This window comes from Flavobacterium sp. S87F.05.LMB.W.Kidney.N, from assembly GCF_004366435.1.
Classification (GTDB): Bacteria; Bacteroidota; Bacteroidia; order Flavobacteriales; family Flavobacteriaceae; genus Flavobacterium.
Genome location: NZ_SODX01000005.1, coordinates 415,599 through 432,688 on the forward strand (window position 1 = coordinate 415,599; position 17,090 = coordinate 432,688).

A 17,090-nucleotide genomic window follows, 5' to 3' on the forward strand; every position below is an offset into this window, starting at 1 on the left:
CCGCTTATCAACGACACAGATGCTGACGGAGATGCACTTTCTATCGTTTCAATCAACGGAACGGCATTAACAGGTTCAGCACAGGTTATCACCGTTCCAGACGGAACAGTTAATATCTCAGCTTCAGGAGTAATTACTTTTACGCCATCAGCGGACTTTAATTCGGCAGCACCGGTAATTTTCCCTTATGTGGTTACCGATGGAACTCTTACAGCCTCAGCGAATATAGAAATCACTGTCACGGCAGTAAATGATGCTCCGTCAGCTGTAAAAGATGAATATACTGTTGCAGAGGACAATACGGTTACTTTAACACCGCTTATCAATGACACGGATGCTGACGGCGATGCACTTTCTATTGTTTCAATCAACGGAACTGCATTAACAGGTTCAGCTCAGGTTATCACCGTTCCAGACGGAACAGTCAATATCTCAGCTTCAGGAGTAATTACTTTTACGCCATCAGCGGACTTTAATTCGGCAGCACCGGTAAGCTTCCCTTATGTGGTTACCGATGGAAGTCTTACAGCTTCAGCGAATATAGAAATCACCGTTAAGGCAGTAAATGATGCTCCAATAGCAAATGATGATACAAATAATATAATTGTATCAACAGCAGGCGCAACAACCATCAATGCTTTAACAGCATCAGATGTTGACGGAACAATCGCTAATTATACAATTTTAACTTTGCCACCAGACGGAGTATTAAGTTTAATGGGAACCCCGATTGCTGTAGGCCAGATATTGACACCAGCAGAAGCTACGATGATTACCTATACTCCAAGCGGTACATTTACTGGAAACGTTATGTTTACTTTTACCGCAGCAGATGATTTAGGATTAACCGCAGTAACATCTGGAACAATCACAATTCCGATCGGTAATAATGCACCAGCAGCACATGATAATACCAATTCAAATATTCCTTCTAGAGCAGGAGCGACTGCAATTAAAACGTTGACGGCGACTGATACTGACGGAACAATTATAAATTATATAATAACTACATTACCAGCTCATGGAGTATTAGCTTTATCGGGAGTGCCTGTTACAGTTAATCAAACTTTAACACCTGCAGAGGCTGCCATGTTAACTTATGATCCAATCGGTGCATTTTCTGGAAATGATACATTCACTTTCACTGCAACAGATAATAATGGTGCAGTTGATGCAACTCCGGCAACCATTACAATTACGGTTGATAAGACTACATTAATAGCAACACCAGATCCAATAGGTACTGTAGTGGGTATAAATGAAGTAGTGGAAATAGTAAATGTTTTAACAAACGATACTTTAAACAACGATCCATTATTACCTATAGACGTTAAATTAGATGTTTTAGTTAAAGATCCTAATAATGTACTAACATTAAAACCAGACGGAACAGTTGAGTTAATTCCAAACGCTCCGGCAGGAAATTATTCTTTAACTTATGAAATCTGTGAGAAAGCAAATCCTTCTAACTGTACTTCAGCGATAGTTTCAGTTACGGTTGAAGCTCCTAAAATGACAGTTACAGCCAACAGTTATTGTTCAGACAATACGCCTTATGTTTCATATAATGTAAAAGCTGATAATTTCACACCAAAAGGGTTATTGACCATTAACTGGATCGACAGCGCTAATAATATTGTAGCAACTCAAACCAACATGCCTTTAAGCGGAAACGTATTATGGCCGGGTGCTGTGGTTGACAGCAATAATAAACCAATTGACTGGCCGGGATGGGTATTGGTTAACGGACAGTGGATTGAAGGTAATGACGGTTTTGAATTAACAAGACCAGCTGTTACAATGCAATTTACATTAAATCCTACAGAATCAGTAACAGTAAATTATCCTGCACCATCTTCTGGCTGTAATGCAAGGCCTTATTTCGGAATTGAAGCAGAAAATGATAATGATAATATAACTGCTGACGGAATTAATGGTTCAGCTGAATTAATTAATGTTTTAGACAATGATAAATTAAACGGTGCTCCAGTAAATCCAGCAGATGTTATTTTAACACCAAATAATTTTCCAGCAGGAATTACTTTAAATAGTGACGGAACAATTGATGTAGCTCCGGGAACTAAAGGAGGAAGCCATACATTAACCTATCAAATTTGTGAAAAAGCAAATCCATTAAACTGTAGTGATGCAACGGTTAATATTTTTGTGGAAGTGCCGTCAATCACGTTGGTTATGAAAGTGGAATTAAACGACCAAAATAAAAATGATAATGCAGAAGCTGGCGAAACTTTAACCTACACATATACAATTACAAATAACGGTAATGTACCTCTTCAAAATATTACAATTTCCAATCTTTTACCAGGAATTATAATTACTGGAGGACCAATAAGTTTAGCAGTAGGCGAAAGCGATTCTCACACTTTTACAGGAACTTATACTCTAACCCAGGCTGATATTAATGCTGGAAAAGTAGTGAATCAGGCAACTGCTTCAGGAACTACTCTAAGCGGTATAAAAGTAGAAGACAAATCAGATTCTAACAATGATAACGGAGATGCTCCAACAGAGATTGATGTGAACGGCTGTCAAGTAAAAATATATAATGCTGTTTCTTTGAACGGAGATGATATGAACGAGAGATTTTACATCAGAGGAATTGAATGTTACCCAGACAATACGGTTCAGATATTTAACCGCTGGGGAGTTTTGGTTTTCGAAAGAGATCATTATAACAATAACGATGTTGTGTTTAAAGGTTTCTCAGAAGGCAGAACCACAATTAAAGAATCAAACGGACTGCCGGAAGGAACTTATTATTACATAGTAAGATACAAGGATAATAATTCAAGCCCTAAACAAGAGGCAGGATATTTATATCTGACTAAATAATATTCCTAATCAATTACAATGGCTTGGCCATAGGTTAAGCCATTATCTTAAAAATAAGTAAATGAAAAAAATAGTTTTAGTTTTATTGTTTTGTTCTGCCATCGGTTTTGCACAGCAGGATGCTCAGTATACACAATATATGCACAATACCATAAACATAAACCCTGCTTACGCTGGTTCAAGAGGAGTTATGAGTGTTTTTGGTTTGTACCGCACGCAGTGGGTCGGACTTGACGGCGCACCAGAAACAAGTACTTTATCATTAAATACGCCTATAAGTAACAGTAATATAGGATTGGGATTTTCCTTAATCAATGATAAAATAGGTCCAACAACTGAGAATAATTTTTCGGTAGATATATCCTATTCAATTCAAACATCGGCTGCAGCCAAACTGTCTTTCGGGATTAAGGGATCTGGTAATTTTTTTAACCTTGATCCTAACAAGCTGACTATGGAACATCAGGGAGATCCACAGTTTTCTGATTTCAAGAATAAGTTTACACCAAATGTCGGCGCAGGTATTTATTACCATTCAGATAAAGGGTATATCGGATTGTCAGTTCCTAATTTTATAGAGTCAAGACGTTATGATGACAACGATACTGCGATCTACAAAGAACTTATTAATTATTATTTAATTGCAGGTTATGTATTCAATTTAGACCGTTATGAAACGATAAAATTTAAACCGGCAGCATTAGTAAAAGTAGTCGACGGGTCACCATTACAGTTCGATGTTTCTGCCAATTTTATGTTTAATGATAAATTTACTGCAGGAGTGTCTTACAGATGGAGTGCAGCTTTGAGTGCTATGGCTGGTTTTCAGCTAAATAAAAGCTTGTACATTGGTTATGCCTACGACCGAGAAACAACCAAATTAAATAATTACAATTCGGGTTCGCATGAAATCTTTCTGCGTTTTGAATTTATGAATAGTTTTAGCCGAATTACATCACCAAGATTTTTCTAATTATGAAAATGAAGAAAATATTATATACATTTTTTTTGTCTCTCTTTTTCTTAAATGCAGTAGCACAAAAATCAATTCTTGCCAAAGCTGAAAAAGAATACAATAATTACGCTTACGCGGATGCTATTGAAATTTATGAAAAGCTTGCAGCTAAAGGCTATGAAGATGAAAAAATGTTTCAGAGACTAGGAAATGCCTATTATTTTAATGCCGAGCTGCCAAAAGCGGCCGCGTGGTACGATAAGCTTTTTGCCTTAAATGCACAGCAGGAACCAGAGTATTTATACCGTTATGCACAGTCCCTTAAATCAATTGGAGATTATGCAAAAGCAGATAAAATGCTGGAGGTTTTCAATAAAAAAACAAATACAGACAGCCGTGGCATTTTGTTTGAAAATAACAAAAACTATCTGGAACAGATTAAATTAAATTCTGGCCGATTTGAAATTTCAAGTATAAATGTAAATTCTGAAAGTTCAGATTTCGGAAGTGCTTTTTTAAACAATAATTTGGTTTTCAGTTCAGCTAGAAAAATTGGTAAAGCAAAAGGGAAAACATTTAAATGGACCAATAAATCTTTCACCAATATATACATTGCTCCAATAGATGCAGACGGAAATGTTTACAATCCTGTTCTTTTAAACAAAGAGATTAATTCAAAATTCAATGAATCAACTCCCGTATTTACAAAAGACGGCAAGACAATGTATTTTACCCGAAATAACTATTTAGATGGGAAACGCGGGAAAGATGATAAAAATATTACGCTATTAAAATTATACAAAGCAAATCTAGTAGATGGGAATTGGGTAAATATTACCGAACTTCCTTTTAACAGCGATAGATACAGCACTGCACATCCAGCTTTAAGTTTAGATGAAAAGAGATTATATTTTGCCTCAGATATGCCGGGAACATTCGGCCAGTCAGATTTATTCAGCGTACTGATCAACGCCGACGGATCATATGGCAGGCCGGAGAATCTCGGTCCATCAATTAATACAGAAGGTAGAGAAACTTTTCCTTTCATTTCAGCAGACAACGAATTGTATTTTGCAACTGACGGACGTCCTGGACTTGGTGGACTTGATATTGTCGTTTCTAAAATTTTGGAAACCGGCACCTTCGATCAGGTACAGAACATCGGGGAACCTGTTAATACAAAATTTGACGATTTTGCATTTATTATAGATAGTAATAGCCGTAAAGGTTATTTTTCTTCAAACAAGAAGGGTGGAGCAGGAAGTGATGATATTTACAAATTTACAGAAACCAGAAAATTGGTCTGCGAAAGAACTTTAACAGGAACAGTGCGCGACAGCCGACAAGGTGAAAAAATTGAAGGTGCTAAGGTTACTTTGTATGATCAAAACAACAAGCTGATGCAAGAATTTATCACAGGAATTGATGGAGTTTACAGTTTTAAAGTCAACTGCGGTCAAAAGTATTCCGTTAGGGTAGAACGAAAAATGTATCCCGTTAAAGAAAATACGATTTTAATTTCTGCAGTTCTGGATAACAAACTGGATTTCACTTTAGAAAAAGTAAACATAGCGGGCATAGAAATGCCGGAACTAAAAACTATTAAAGTGGGAACAGATTTAGCTAAAACGCTAAATATTTCAATGATTTATTTTGATCTTGGAAAATGGAATATTACAGATGCAGCTGAAATAGAATTAAAGAAGATTTTAGCAGTAATGCAGGAATATCCGCAGATGAAAATCGATATACGTTCGCATACAGATAGTCGCTCATCTGCTAAATCAAATTTAATTTTATCCGACAAAAGAGCAAAATCAATTGTATCGTGGCTTGTTAAAAATGGTGTTGATTCCACTCGACTGAGAGGAAAAGGTTATGGAGAAAGCAAATTAATCAATAAGTGTAAAGATGGAGTAAAATGCTCTGAAGCAGAACATTTATTAAATAGAAGAAGTGAGTTTGTAATTTTGTCTATGTAATTTAACTGTATCAGTTTGTAATAAATAATCCCGCAGAACGTAATTGTTTTGCGGGATTGTTATTTTTAATAATTCTTTATTGATATTGTCAAGTGTTTTGGATAGACAGTTTTTAATCCTTAGTTAGTTCTACTATATTTTGCATTTTCAATCAAATTTAAGATCTAAATCTGTATAGCCATTAGAAAAATCTTTTTCACCAAGGTCATCAGCATCTCTGTAAGATGGCGAGTTGTCAAAAAATTGGATTTCATTACCGCTAACCCAGAGCAAGGCTTCTTTAAGTCTATCTTTCGAATAGGTTCGGAGTTCACCAGACACAATAAAACTAAAACTTCTGGCGAAAGACTGAACCTTTTGTGAGTTAGTAACAATCGCCGTGCGGTTCCATTTTCCGAAATTTCGCAGTCCGATCAAAGCGTCTTCCACCCAAACAGGCATAATAAAATCTGGAAATTCTCCGTCTATAAAAAACAAAAAGTTGATCTCGTTGAATTTCTCAGATAATGATTTTACTGCTGGTGCTATGACAGTTTTGTAATCATCGGCCGTTAACTCTACCGAGGATTTGAATGCCACAGCCGTATCTGTAGTTTTTAGTATCTCTATCATATGACAAGATTTATTATTTTATGTGAATAATTTCAGCATTTTGAAATTAGATATCACTACATCTTTGAATAGATGCCGGAGTTGAGTAGGGAACAAACCCTAGGTTTTAAATAAACTGTTGATGCGGACGTATCTGCATGCTAACAATATCACATCTTTTAGGCTGGGAGAGACAAAAAAGAATACTCATTGCGATATCCTCGGCTTCCAGCATTTCCAGTTTTTCAATTTTTTTCTCGTGTTCTTCCCTGTTTCCAGGCTGCATGTTGCTGGTAACTGCACCAGGTTCAATAAGTGATACTTTGATTCCCAACGGATTAAGTTCTTTTCTAAGTGAAGTGCTGAAACCTCGTATAGCCGATTTGGTAGCCACATACACGGTGCTGGTTTTCTCGCGGCTTTCAGCGCTCATGGATCCTATGTTAATAATATGTCCTGATTTCTGAGCCGACATTCTTTTGGCTGCTTCCTGAGCAAAAGCAATGTATCCCATTACATTGGCATCCACGATATACTTAAAATCTTCATAAGAGCATTCGGTAACTCCAGGGGCAGCAAGGGCAGCATTGTTTATTAAAATATCAATACCTCCAAGGCTTTGATCCGTAATAGCCATTATTTTGTCAATATCCTCTTTTTTAGTTACATCTGCTGGAGTGCCATATAGTACTGCATCAGGGAACTGTTGTTTAATATCAGCAACAGCTTTTTCAAAATCTTCAGGATCTCTTCCAAAGATTAGCACATGCCCGCCGAGTGCGGCTAATAAATCTGCTGTTGCTTTTCCAATACCAGTTGTGCCCCCAGTTATTACAATTCTTTTTCCTTTTATCTTTTGTCCTAAATAATCTGATAATTGTTTCATAATGTTGATTTAAATATTAAAGGTGGGTAAATTATACTATCAAATTTAAAAGAAACATTTTCAGCATCAGTTATAGGTTTTTTAGTTCTAATTGTATTATTATCAGGTTGTTGTATGTGGAAATTTTATAATATTACGATATAAAATCTAGAACAGTTCGACTTTGTTTTTTTGTAATTATGTTAAATTTTATTTTTTAAACAATGTTTAATTTAAGTTGAAGGAATATGAAATTATCGCACGAAATAATTAATGGGATTTATATTTTTCTGGCAATTGGTTTATTTTTTATACTGCTGGAAATTATAGATTTATCTCACCTGTTTTATCTGCGTCTGCTAAACATATTTTTTATTATTTATGGCGTTAATAGAACCCTTAATATGAATCGTAGAGAGGGTAACAATAATTTTATGTTTAATGCAGTGTCTTCAATGCAGACTGCTTTTACGGGTGTAGTGCTGAGCATTGCAGCGCTGGTGATCTATAGTTATGCCAAAGGAGGAGATGGATATGTTATATCTTTATCTCAGGCATTTATGTTTGGTGGTGATCCATCGGTACCTGCTTATTGTCTTTCGCTATTATTTGAAGGAAGTGCCTCGTGTATTATTGTTACACTGATACTAATGCTGTATGGTAATAATAAATATAAAGCAGATTAAAATTAGATAATTCTTTTTTTTTCATGAAACTAGAAATAATAAATCTGCATATTTAAAAAAATAATTATGGCGCATGAAGATCTACTCTTTTGGTGCATGATTCAGATTTGCTCTTTTTTTTTAAAGGATTTCATTTTTCTTTTATTATTTCCTAATTTTAGTAGATAAAGTGCTGAAAAAGAAATAATATATGATTTTAGATATTAAGCGTTTACTGCTGTGTATGCTGTTTGCACTACTGCTGCCAAATACAACAATGGCTCAGTTGTTAGGTGCAGCTAAAACTCCTGTTGAAGAGTCTGTAAAAGTACCTGAAGATTCTCTGGGAAGAAGAACGCCGCAGGGAACGGTTAATGGATTTATTAAAGCTATAGGCGAACAGAACTATCTAAGAGCCAGTCAATATTTTGTTTTAAGTAAACGTTCGTATCGTAGGACTGCTGATCGAATTAAAATAGCTAAGACCTTTCAGCAGCTGCTGGATCAGGGAGGTAATCTTTCTCCATCATCCATTGTCAGCAATAAAGAAACTGGAAGAACAGATGATGATCTAGCAGCAGGTGTGGATCTTGTTGGAAATATTGCAGCAGGCAAAACAGCCATACCGTTGTACGTAGAAAACCAGTCAGATGACAGTCAGCCTGCCTTGTGGCTCTTTTCGGCTGAAACTGTAGAGTCAATTATGTCTGCCGATATCTCGGGCGAAAAGACTTTTTTGGATCGCGTGCTCCCATCGGTTTTAAAAGAGCGAAAACTGGGTAATGTTCCCATAGGGCACTGGGCAGTAGTAGTGGTGATGACTGTTGTATCTTACCTGCTATCCAGACTGTTACTTTTTGCAGCTGGTTATATTATACAAAAAGTATGGCGGAAAGCAGCGAGTGAAAAAGGAAAAGCTGTTATAGAAGCTTTTTCGCTGCCGGTTATGATGTATCTCACCGTTATTTTATTTGTAGCCTTAACCCAGCGGATGGGAATTTCGATCATTGTACGCCAGCGCTTCAGCATTATTATAATCACTATTGGAATTGTCGCTTTTCTAATTCTGCTCTGGAGGCTGACTGATTTCGTAAGCCTTTATACCCGCAGCAGAATGAATAGGCGAGGACGTATTTCTGCAGTATCTGCCATATTATTTCTAAGCCGTACCACCAAAGCTGCTATTGTTTTCATAGGTATAATTGCGTTGCTGGGAATTATCGGCGTTGACGTTACAGCAGGACTTGCGGCATTAGGAATAGGAGGTATCGCCCTGGCCTTGGGTGCTCAGAAAACTATAGAGAATTTCGTTGGAAGTGTCAGTCTCATTGCCGACCAGCCCCTGCGGGTAGGTGATTACTGCCGAGTAGATGATATTAAAGGCACCGTAGAATCAATTGGAATGCGTTCCACAACACTTCGTACTTCTGCGCGAACCATAGTAACAATTCCCAATGGACAATTATCGGCCAGTAAAATAGAAAATTTTGCACACCGTGACCGCTTTATCTTTAATCCCATCCTTAATTTTAGGATGGATACAGCTCCAGACCAAATGCGCTATCTTCTGGTAGAGCTCCGCTCATTGTTATATGCACATCCGGCAGTACTCAATTCATCTCCTGTAGTACGATTTACAGGAATAACAGCCGATGCTTTGAAAGTAGAAATTACAGCATATATAGAAGCTGTTAATTTTGATAAATCACAAGAAGTTCAAGAAGATCTGTTACTGCGTATGATGGATATAATTGAAAATAGCGGCACTGCATTAGCTTATCCTTCTCAGACATTATATATGTCAAAGGATACTGTTTTATCCAGTGAAAAAACAGCAGAAGTTTTAAAAAAGGTAAAAAAGTGGAAAGATAATAATGAACTTCAGCTGCCTGAATTTGACCCCGCGCGCGTTGAGGAATTAAAAGGAAGCATTAAATATCCAGACGAAGGAAGTTATAAACCTGATGAGTCATGACGTAATGTAGGGAATTGCTTTTAGATTGAAATTTGAATTCCTCCTATTTGTAAGAGTTCATTGATTTTGAGCTGCTACACCATTGGCATTTGCACAATTAAATTATGCTGTAAATTGTAAATTATTTTCCAACTTGTGTTCTGGAGGCAATTAGGCGGAAGAGAGGTTCATATTTTTTAATATGAAGGTCAAGGTTTTTATTGCTTTCTACAGGTCCGATACTACCTTGAATACAGTATAATTTTCGGTCTTGGGTAAACATAAACTGTAGCATGCGTATTTTTATTTTTTCGTGAGGTATGTTTTCTTCTACTTCAACCATTATTGCAGGTCTGCCGTCAATTTTAATTGCTTCTGTACGAATCAGCTCAGTCTGGGGTGGTATAATTTCTGAGACTGATTTTTTATCCAATTTAAAATTTTGGTCTGCAGGCAGATCATATATGACTAGCAGTATTTTTTCAATCCCTTTCCCGTGAAAGCTCGTAAACTGCTGCACAGTTTGAGTCATTTCTGCTTCTTGTGCCTGCCAGCTTGCAGGGATAGGTATTTCCAGATCGGTTTCTGCAGCCTTGGGATGATCTTTTGTAGTAAAAATTTTTAAATGTCCATCTGTAATTTCTTGGTGTGGTACATCATGATAAGCAAATGAAATAATTCCTTTTGACTGAAGCGTATTTAATGTGCTCGATTTACTACTGATTTTTTTAAGAAAATCACGTGCATGCTGCTCCCTTTCAATAGGTCTTTCTGTCTGCTCGGTAAGCATAGCATTCAGTTGATTTTTTAAAGCATTGAAGCTTTCCTCAGGTAATTCATTGGACAGAAACTGCTCTATATTTTGTTCTGCTCGGGCAAACAAAACTGCTGTGCTCTTTGTTGCTGTTGTAATTTCACTTTTAAGTGCAGGAAATTGTTTGGCAATGTTTTTAAGTGCAGAGTTTCGGCCCTTTAAAAAAGCATAAGTTTCTACGGCTAGTGCAACCTTTGGACTATACTCCTGCACCTGCCCAAAGCCTAGCGAGGGAAGTACAAAGTACAAAACCAGTAGGTTTTTTTTTATTTTATTTCTTGATATAATCATTGGAGGGAATTATTTAAGTTCCTTTTTTAATTATAACTAATGATTAAAAGCTAGCAGTATTGATTTTATCAAAATTGAGAATAGCACTTATTATTTTTATTATAAGGTTTTTATACAACTTTATATAATTGCCATATGACCTTGCTTAATTTGCTAAGAAAAATAAATCATAAAAGAGATTTATACCCCGACAGCACTTGAATGTTCTTAAATTAAATAGATTTAACTTCAAAAAACATACTGAAATTCTGGATTATCCTAATAATTTTTTATTTTAAGAAAAAAAAACAGAAGCTAATTAGCATGATTTCAAATATTTATCATATATTTAACATCAGAAACATGGGAATAGTGTAAAATTTTATCATAATTTTGCAACATCAAAAGTAATTGATAGTACCCCAATCTACTGTTTAACTTAATATAATGCCTGCATATGAGAATATTTTTAATGGCACTGCTTTTTTCTTTAAGTTCGTTCACTACCTACAATAGAGCGGATACTAAGGAAATATTAACGGAAGTAGAATTTGTAAGACTTACTGAGCACGTAAGCGAAATCAAATCCTTTACTGCTTCTAACCGCGGATACAGCAATAAGATTGCTTTTCTAGTGGATATGAAAATCAAATCAGGAAGAAATCGTTTCTTTGTATATGACCTTCAAAATGACAAGATACTAGATCAAGGACTTGTTGCTCACGGATCTGGATCGGAGACTGGAATTAAAGGAGATATCTTGCAGTTCAGCAATACGCCAAACTCTAACTGCACATCGCTTGGACGCTACGGAGTGGAGAAGCCTTATAATGGTGTTTTTGGAAAGGCTTTCAGGCTAAGCGGACTTGACCAGACCAACAGCAATGCAATGAAAAGAGCAATAGTATTGCACCGTTATAAAGAAGTTCCTGATGAAGAGAAAGAATACTATATTATAAACAGTCACGGCTGTCCAATGGTAAGCGATGTATTTTTTAAAAGACTGGAAAAAGTGATCGAAAGTTCAGATTCTAAAATCATGCTTTACGTGTATTACTAAATCCTAGCTCCAGGGTTTCCACCATTTTTTTTCTTCTTCCCCGCTATCCTTATCCTTATTTAAGCTGGAATCCTGTGTTTCTTCAAATACGTTTTTCTTCGGCTCAGGTTCTGTTTTTTCAAAGGGATTTGGAGCAGATTTTAAATGTTGTTGCAGATCTTTGGGAGTAAAATCAGCAGTTTCATCAGTATCGGCATCTTCGACATATGTTAAGTGTTTAAAGCTGAAATCTATTGGTTTTTCTTTTGCTATTGCAGCAAATTCCACAATATATTGGTTTTTTTCAACATCTACAGTTTTTACTTTCCCCTTATTCCAGACCGGATGCATAACCAGATCACCCTCCTTAAATGTTGTTTGGGTATCACTTTGTAAAACATTGGATTTTGTTTCATTGTTTTGAATAATCTCTGGCGAAAGTTTTCCTTTTCGTACATAAAACTCCTCACTGATTTCAAAGAGAAACCTTGAAGGATATTTGTTGAGGCCCGTAGTGAAATTAAAACCCTCCGAATCAGTCATATAAAATCTTTTCTCAGCGCGTGTAACTGCCACATACATGAGTCTTCGTTCTTCCTCGATGGCACGTTTTCTTCTTTCTTTAATAGATAGAGCGCTCGGCAGTATTCCTTCAGTAAAGCCGCATAAAAAGACATAAGGAAATTCAAGACCTTTAGAAATATGAATGGTCATAAGTCTTACCTTATCCTGCTGCTGGGTATCGGCATCCAAATCTGTATACAAGGCAATTTCCTGCAGATACTCGACAATGTTCACAGGAGCATTATTTTCCTTTTCTAGGAGCAGCATTGAATTTACAAGTTCTTTAATATTTTCAAGCCTGTCCTCATCACCATCTTTTCGGTAAAGATCAGAGAGTCCGCTCTTATCCAGTATGATTTTTACCAGGTCAGATATAGATTTGGTTTTAGCAGTTTCACGAAGTTCATTAATTAGTGCCAGAAAATCTACGGCACCTTTTTTAGCAAGTTCTTTATCGGCTATGTTTTTTTCCAATGCCTGGAGCAGAGAGAGATTTTGCTCTCCGGCTAAAAGACTAAGCCTTTCTAGAAATTTCTTGCCAAGACCCCTTGTGGGCTGATTGTGCATGCGCAGAAAAGAAAAATTATCCCCCTGAACAATAAGGCGTAACATCGAAAGGACGTCTTTTATCTCTTTTCTCTCAAAGAAACGGATTCCTCCAAAAATGGTATAAGGAATATTGTCTTTTATAAGCGCTTGCTCTATATTTCTGGAAAGGTGGTTGGAACGGTATAATATAGTTATATCAGAGTATGAAGCATCTTCGGACTGCAATATTTCTTTTATTTCAGAAGCTATCCAGCGGCTCTCCTCAAAATCATTTTTTCCGTGGAAATGCACTACTTCAAAGCCTTCGGGCTTATCGGTGATCATATCCTTATCAACCCTAATAGTATTATTTTTGATGATATGATTACCAACCTTCAAGATATTAGGAGTGGAGCGGTAATTGCGATTCATAATGATGGTCTGCGTATCAGGAAAGATAGTGTCAAATTCCACTAGATATTCAGGTTTGGCTCCACGCCATTCATAAATAGTCTGATCTGGATCCCCAACAAGAAAAAGGTTCTGATGTACGCGTGAGAGCATTTCAACTAAATGAAACTGGCTTTCAGAACTGTCCTGTGCCTCATCAACTTGAATATAGTGCAGGTTTTCCTGCCACTTTAAAAGCACATCAGGATTGTTGTCTAAAATGAACGCCGTGAAATGTATGAGATCATCAAAATCCAATGCATAATTTCGTTTTTGCTTGTCAAGGTATATTTGGAAAACACGGCTTGATAACGAATCACTCTCATCAGGCTCAAAGCTTTTGTTTTCAAGTATATAACCAAGGTAATTTGAAGTGCTTTTCTGCTTAGATATAAAGCGTAAAACTTGTTTAAAAGTCAAGTGTTTCGAATTGATCTGAAGCTCCGTGAAAACATCCCTGAGTATGCTTTTCTGATCTTCGGCATCCAAAATGATAAAATTCTTCGGATAATGTATTTTGTTGATTTCCTCGCGCAGGAATCTTACGCAAAAACCGTGATAGGTAGTAATAAAACTCACATCATAGTTATCTCCTATGAGAGCCTTGACACGTTTTTTCATTTCCTGAGCGGCTTTATTGGTAAAAGTCACGCAAAGTATGTTGGAAGAATTAATCCCCAGCCTGTCTACAATATAGGCAAATCGGGAAGTCAGCGCCTTTGTTTTTCCTGATCCTGCTCCAGCGATAACGCGTACGTAGCCTTCCGTGGTTTTAACGGCCTGCAGTTGGTTAGGATTAAGATTATCTAGAATCGGGTCATTCATTTTAAAACGGTAATTTTTTTGATCTATTTATTTTATTTTAAGCAGACTGATCAAAAAGTCTGTCATACAAATTTATGCAATTAATTTGATGTGAATCATCACGGTAAATAATTGCTTTTACGGCATATAAAAAATCCTGAAGAGAATCAGTAGTTTAAAGTACAAAACTCTTTTCAGGATCTTATGTTCACATCTTTTTGTTGTGCTATATAAGGCAACTTTTTAGAAGGAGGGTTAATTATCTTCGTAATCTTCAACTGCCTTCTCTTCATCTAAGGTTCTTCTGTTAGCATCAGGATCTCGTTCATCTGGACGGGGGTTAGGATGTTTTGAAGCATCACTATGTATTCCCGTGGTATCATTTTCATGCTGGTTGATGGCGGGATCTTTTTTCTCAATAAGTTCTGAATTTATGGAATCATCTGCTGCGTGATAGGTACGTTCATCCTGATCGTAATTATCGAAGTTTTCTCTTGACATAATTATATAATTTAGTTCTTTACTATTTTAAAATTTAAATAATTTTGAAGGATCGGTAGCTTCTTTAATACTCTTTCCTTCTGGATTATTTTTATTTTCTTTTTCCTTATCGTGCCATGGTCCGTCTTTAAGATGCACCGTTTCTGCTGCACTTTCTCCTGAAGATCCTTGATTCGTAATGCTTGGAGCACTTAGTATATCTTGATCTTCGGATTCATTATGAATTTCTTTATACTTGTTACTTTCCATGATTTTCTGGTTTTTCAGTTTTCTCTTTGTGATTTTTTAAGAGCTCCCTGGCCTGTTTGAGTCCTGTAGCAATTGCAATTCCTTCTTCCGCACCATCTAGAAGCAGGGCATTGGCTATTTCTACTGCTTTTTCCCTAAGCTCGGTCGGCTGATTCTTGTAAGATGGGGGATAATCCCCGTTATACCAAGGCATAATATCAGATGTTTTGTGTCAGATGTTTAGTAAAATCATCTACACTGGTTCCAGCGGCTCTGACAGCATTTTTCAAAACCTCTTCAGGCACATTTAATTTTTCGGACCAATATTGAATTTCTTGCGGTTCTGAAATATCGATATGAGCATCATCCACTTTTCCTATGTTTGCATTATCTTCCATGATTTTAATTTTTTTAGTTTATGCCAAAGTTACTATCAGGAAAAAAAATCCTGTTATATTATAAAATCCGATTTTTATAGGATTGCAATGATTTACAATGTGTTAAGGGTATTCTCGAAGCAGCAGATTTTCCACATAGCACTCATCTGAGAAGCTAGAACTACTTAAGTGGATTAATCCTGGCATATTACCATAATTGATTAAATTCGGCGGGAGATTAATAAAGAATAATTATATCAGTATTTTGACGTATAAATAATTGAAAGGATTGTAATACTTTTAAGGGTTGGAATTTAAAATATTTTATAAACTTAACATTTTCAATTATGGAAGAAACTGATAAATTGCTCACTTTAGAAAATAAATCTGATAATTCCAAAGAACAAAATAATGAATTGGTATTCTCGTACCTCACATTAAGAAATCTTATAGGCTTCAGCGGATTACTGCTTCCTGTAATTTTATCAGTATTTCCTAGAAGGCCATCTGATTTTTATGGTTTTGAACCCTCTATCAGCGACTATTTCTATACTGACCGTGGTGATATACTAGTAGTAGTTTTGTGTGTTTTAGGAACATTGCTTATTACTTATAAAGGTTATAACTGGAAAGAGCAGTTTTTAACATTTATTGCAGGAATCTGCGGAATGGGTGTTGCATTTGTGCCAACTGCAAAAGTCTGTTTGGATTGTCAGGACAGTGTTCATACCGGCAGCGGAGGAGTATTTGATTTTATTACTGGAAAATGGTGGCATTTTGCCTTTGCTGCAACTTTTCTATTCTGCCTTGCTATAATGTCCCTAGTGTTTTTTGTAAAGAAAAATGAAGATATCCCCATTAAATCATCTAATGGCTCCCTGACTCAAAAAGGAAAGCGTAATATTATCTATAAAATATGCGGCTGGGTGATTATTGGTTCTCTGCTGATTATGGGAATATATTTTATAGCGGGATGGAAATTTAAAAAGATTCCTTTTGTTTTTATTTTTGAATCCGTTGCTGTAATAGCCTTCGGGATTTCATGGATTACAAAAGGACAGACATTATTGCCAGATGGTGAACATTATATTAGCAAAGGAATACATAAAATGAAAGGACTACTGTAAAGATGTCTTTTTAATAAATGAGTTACTGTAATAATTTTGCAGGATTTTAAATTATGATTTATTTGAGTTAAAGATTCTTGAGGGCGGATAAATCGTGTAATTGAATTTTTGCTGCAATAACTTAATAATATATATATACTTTCATGAGGTTTTGACTTTTGTGAATATTGTATTTTTATATTTCATAAGTATGTAAATACATTTGTGAGCTGAATAATATAAGTGTTTTTATATTTTCTTTTGCTTAAAAATAGATATTGTAAGAAAAATTACCTGAATAAATTTAAAAATTTAAATACTTAAGTCTAATGTTATCAGAAACTTAGAGAAAAAATATGAAAAATATTTAAAAAAAGTCATTAAAAAGTATTGTAAATACTGATAAACTCCCTACTTTTGCACCCGCTTTGAAACACAGGCGGAATAATAAGAAGACACGTTCGTAGACATATTGAATTGACAGCCGTTTTAACAGAGATGTTAGAACAAAAGAATAAGAGTAATAGAATTGTAAGATTCGAAA

At 35.8% G+C, this 17,090-nt stretch carries 15 protein-coding genes; 7 read left to right on the forward strand and 8 right to left on the reverse strand.

All coding sequences use genetic code 11. From position 1 onward, the window contains the following. The 3 genes from EDB96_RS17080 to EDB96_RS17090 all read left to right on the forward strand — a co-directional run. Positions 1–2,853, forward strand: a 2,853-nt coding sequence (locus EDB96_RS17080; protein WP_166669321.1) for an Ig-like domain-containing protein, incomplete at its 5' end; no start/stop codon positions are given. 61 nt (positions 2,854–2,914) lie between these two features. Continuing rightward, a complete protein-coding gene (locus EDB96_RS17085; protein ID WP_134142166.1) occupies positions 2,915–3,826 on the forward strand; it encodes a type IX secretion system membrane protein PorP/SprF in 912 nt (303 codons plus the stop codon). Between the two features lie 2 nt (positions 3,827–3,828). Beyond that, on the forward strand, positions 3,829–5,790 hold the full coding sequence (locus EDB96_RS17090) for an OmpA family protein (RefSeq protein ID WP_134142167.1): 1,962 nt from the start codon (positions 3,829–3,831) through the stop codon (positions 5,788–5,790). A gap of 147 nt (positions 5,791–5,937) precedes the next feature. Here the strand turns inward: EDB96_RS17090 and EDB96_RS17095 are convergent, their stop codons facing one another. Beyond that, the gene (locus tag EDB96_RS17095; protein ID WP_134142168.1) at positions 5,938–6,402 is read right to left on the reverse strand and encodes an STAS/SEC14 domain-containing protein; all 465 of its coding nucleotides are present in this window, start codon (positions 6,400–6,402) and stop codon (positions 5,938–5,940) included. Between the two features lie 106 nt (positions 6,403–6,508). Next, positions 6,509–7,267: an SDR family oxidoreductase gene (locus tag EDB96_RS17100; RefSeq protein ID WP_134142169.1), complete on the reverse strand. Its 759-nt coding sequence runs from the start codon at positions 7,265–7,267 to the stop codon at positions 6,509–6,511. A 383-nt stretch (positions 7,268–7,650) separates the two neighbouring features. On the opposite strand from EDB96_RS17100, the gene EDB96_RS21220 reads away from it, so the two are divergent. Both EDB96_RS21220 and EDB96_RS17110 read left to right on the forward strand, forming a co-directional pair. Then, positions 7,651–7,932: a hypothetical protein gene (locus EDB96_RS21220; RefSeq protein WP_241774326.1), complete on the forward strand. Its 282-nt coding sequence runs from the start codon at positions 7,651–7,653 to the stop codon at positions 7,930–7,932. Positions 7,933–8,122: 190 nt separating this feature from the next. Next, complete coding sequence (locus EDB96_RS17110; protein ID WP_134142172.1) at positions 8,123–9,886, forward strand: mechanosensitive ion channel family protein; 1,764 nt, start codon at positions 8,123–8,125, stop codon at positions 9,884–9,886. A gap of 121 nt (positions 9,887–10,007) precedes the next feature. On the opposite strand, the gene EDB96_RS17115 is transcribed toward EDB96_RS17110, so the two are convergent. Beyond that, positions 10,008–10,970 carry a hypothetical protein gene (locus tag EDB96_RS17115; RefSeq protein ID WP_134142173.1) on the reverse strand — a complete coding sequence of 321 codons (963 nt, stop codon included), beginning with the start codon at positions 10,968–10,970 and terminating at the stop codon, positions 10,008–10,010. 436 nt (positions 10,971–11,406) lie between these two features. Here EDB96_RS17115 and EDB96_RS17120 point away from each other — a divergent pair, with 436 nt between their 5' ends. Then, complete coding sequence (locus EDB96_RS17120; RefSeq protein WP_057116012.1) at positions 11,407–12,009, forward strand: murein L,D-transpeptidase catalytic domain-containing protein; 603 nt, start codon at positions 11,407–11,409, stop codon at positions 12,007–12,009. A gap of 3 nt (positions 12,010–12,012) precedes the next feature. Here EDB96_RS17120 and EDB96_RS17125 read toward each other — a convergent pair whose 3' ends face one another. The 5 genes from EDB96_RS17125 to EDB96_RS17145 all read right to left on the reverse strand — a co-directional run bounded on the left by EDB96_RS17125 (position 12,013) and on the right by EDB96_RS17145 (position 15,461). Beyond that, a complete protein-coding gene (locus EDB96_RS17125; RefSeq protein ID WP_134142175.1) occupies positions 12,013–14,355 on the reverse strand; it encodes an ATP-dependent helicase in 2,343 nt (780 codons plus the stop codon). Positions 14,356–14,589: 234 nt separating this feature from the next. Then, positions 14,590–14,835 carry a hypothetical protein gene (locus tag EDB96_RS17130; protein WP_134142177.1) on the reverse strand — a complete coding sequence of 82 codons (246 nt, stop codon included), beginning with the start codon at positions 14,833–14,835 and terminating at the stop codon, positions 14,590–14,592. 27 nt (positions 14,836–14,862) lie between these two features. Further along, positions 14,863–15,084 (reverse strand): hypothetical protein, encoded by a 222-nt coding sequence (locus EDB96_RS17135; RefSeq protein WP_057116010.1) that lies wholly within the window; start codon positions 15,082–15,084, stop codon positions 14,863–14,865. After that, entirely contained in the window at positions 15,074–15,277 is a 204-nt protein-coding gene (locus EDB96_RS17140; protein ID WP_057116009.1) for a hypothetical protein, read from the reverse strand. Before EDB96_RS17140 ends, EDB96_RS17135 begins: the two co-directional genes overlap by 11 nt. Positions 15,278–15,281: 4 nt before the next feature. Further along, positions 15,282–15,461, reverse strand: coding sequence for a DUF3606 domain-containing protein (locus EDB96_RS17145; RefSeq protein ID WP_057116008.1), 180 nt, complete (start codon positions 15,459–15,461; stop codon positions 15,282–15,284). 326 nt (positions 15,462–15,787) lie between these two features. Between EDB96_RS17145 and EDB96_RS17150 the strand changes: the two genes are divergently transcribed. Beyond that, positions 15,788–16,567 (forward strand): hypothetical protein, encoded by a 780-nt coding sequence (locus EDB96_RS17150; protein ID WP_134142178.1) that lies wholly within the window; start codon positions 15,788–15,790, stop codon positions 16,565–16,567. Positions 16,568–17,090: the final 523 nt, after the last annotated feature.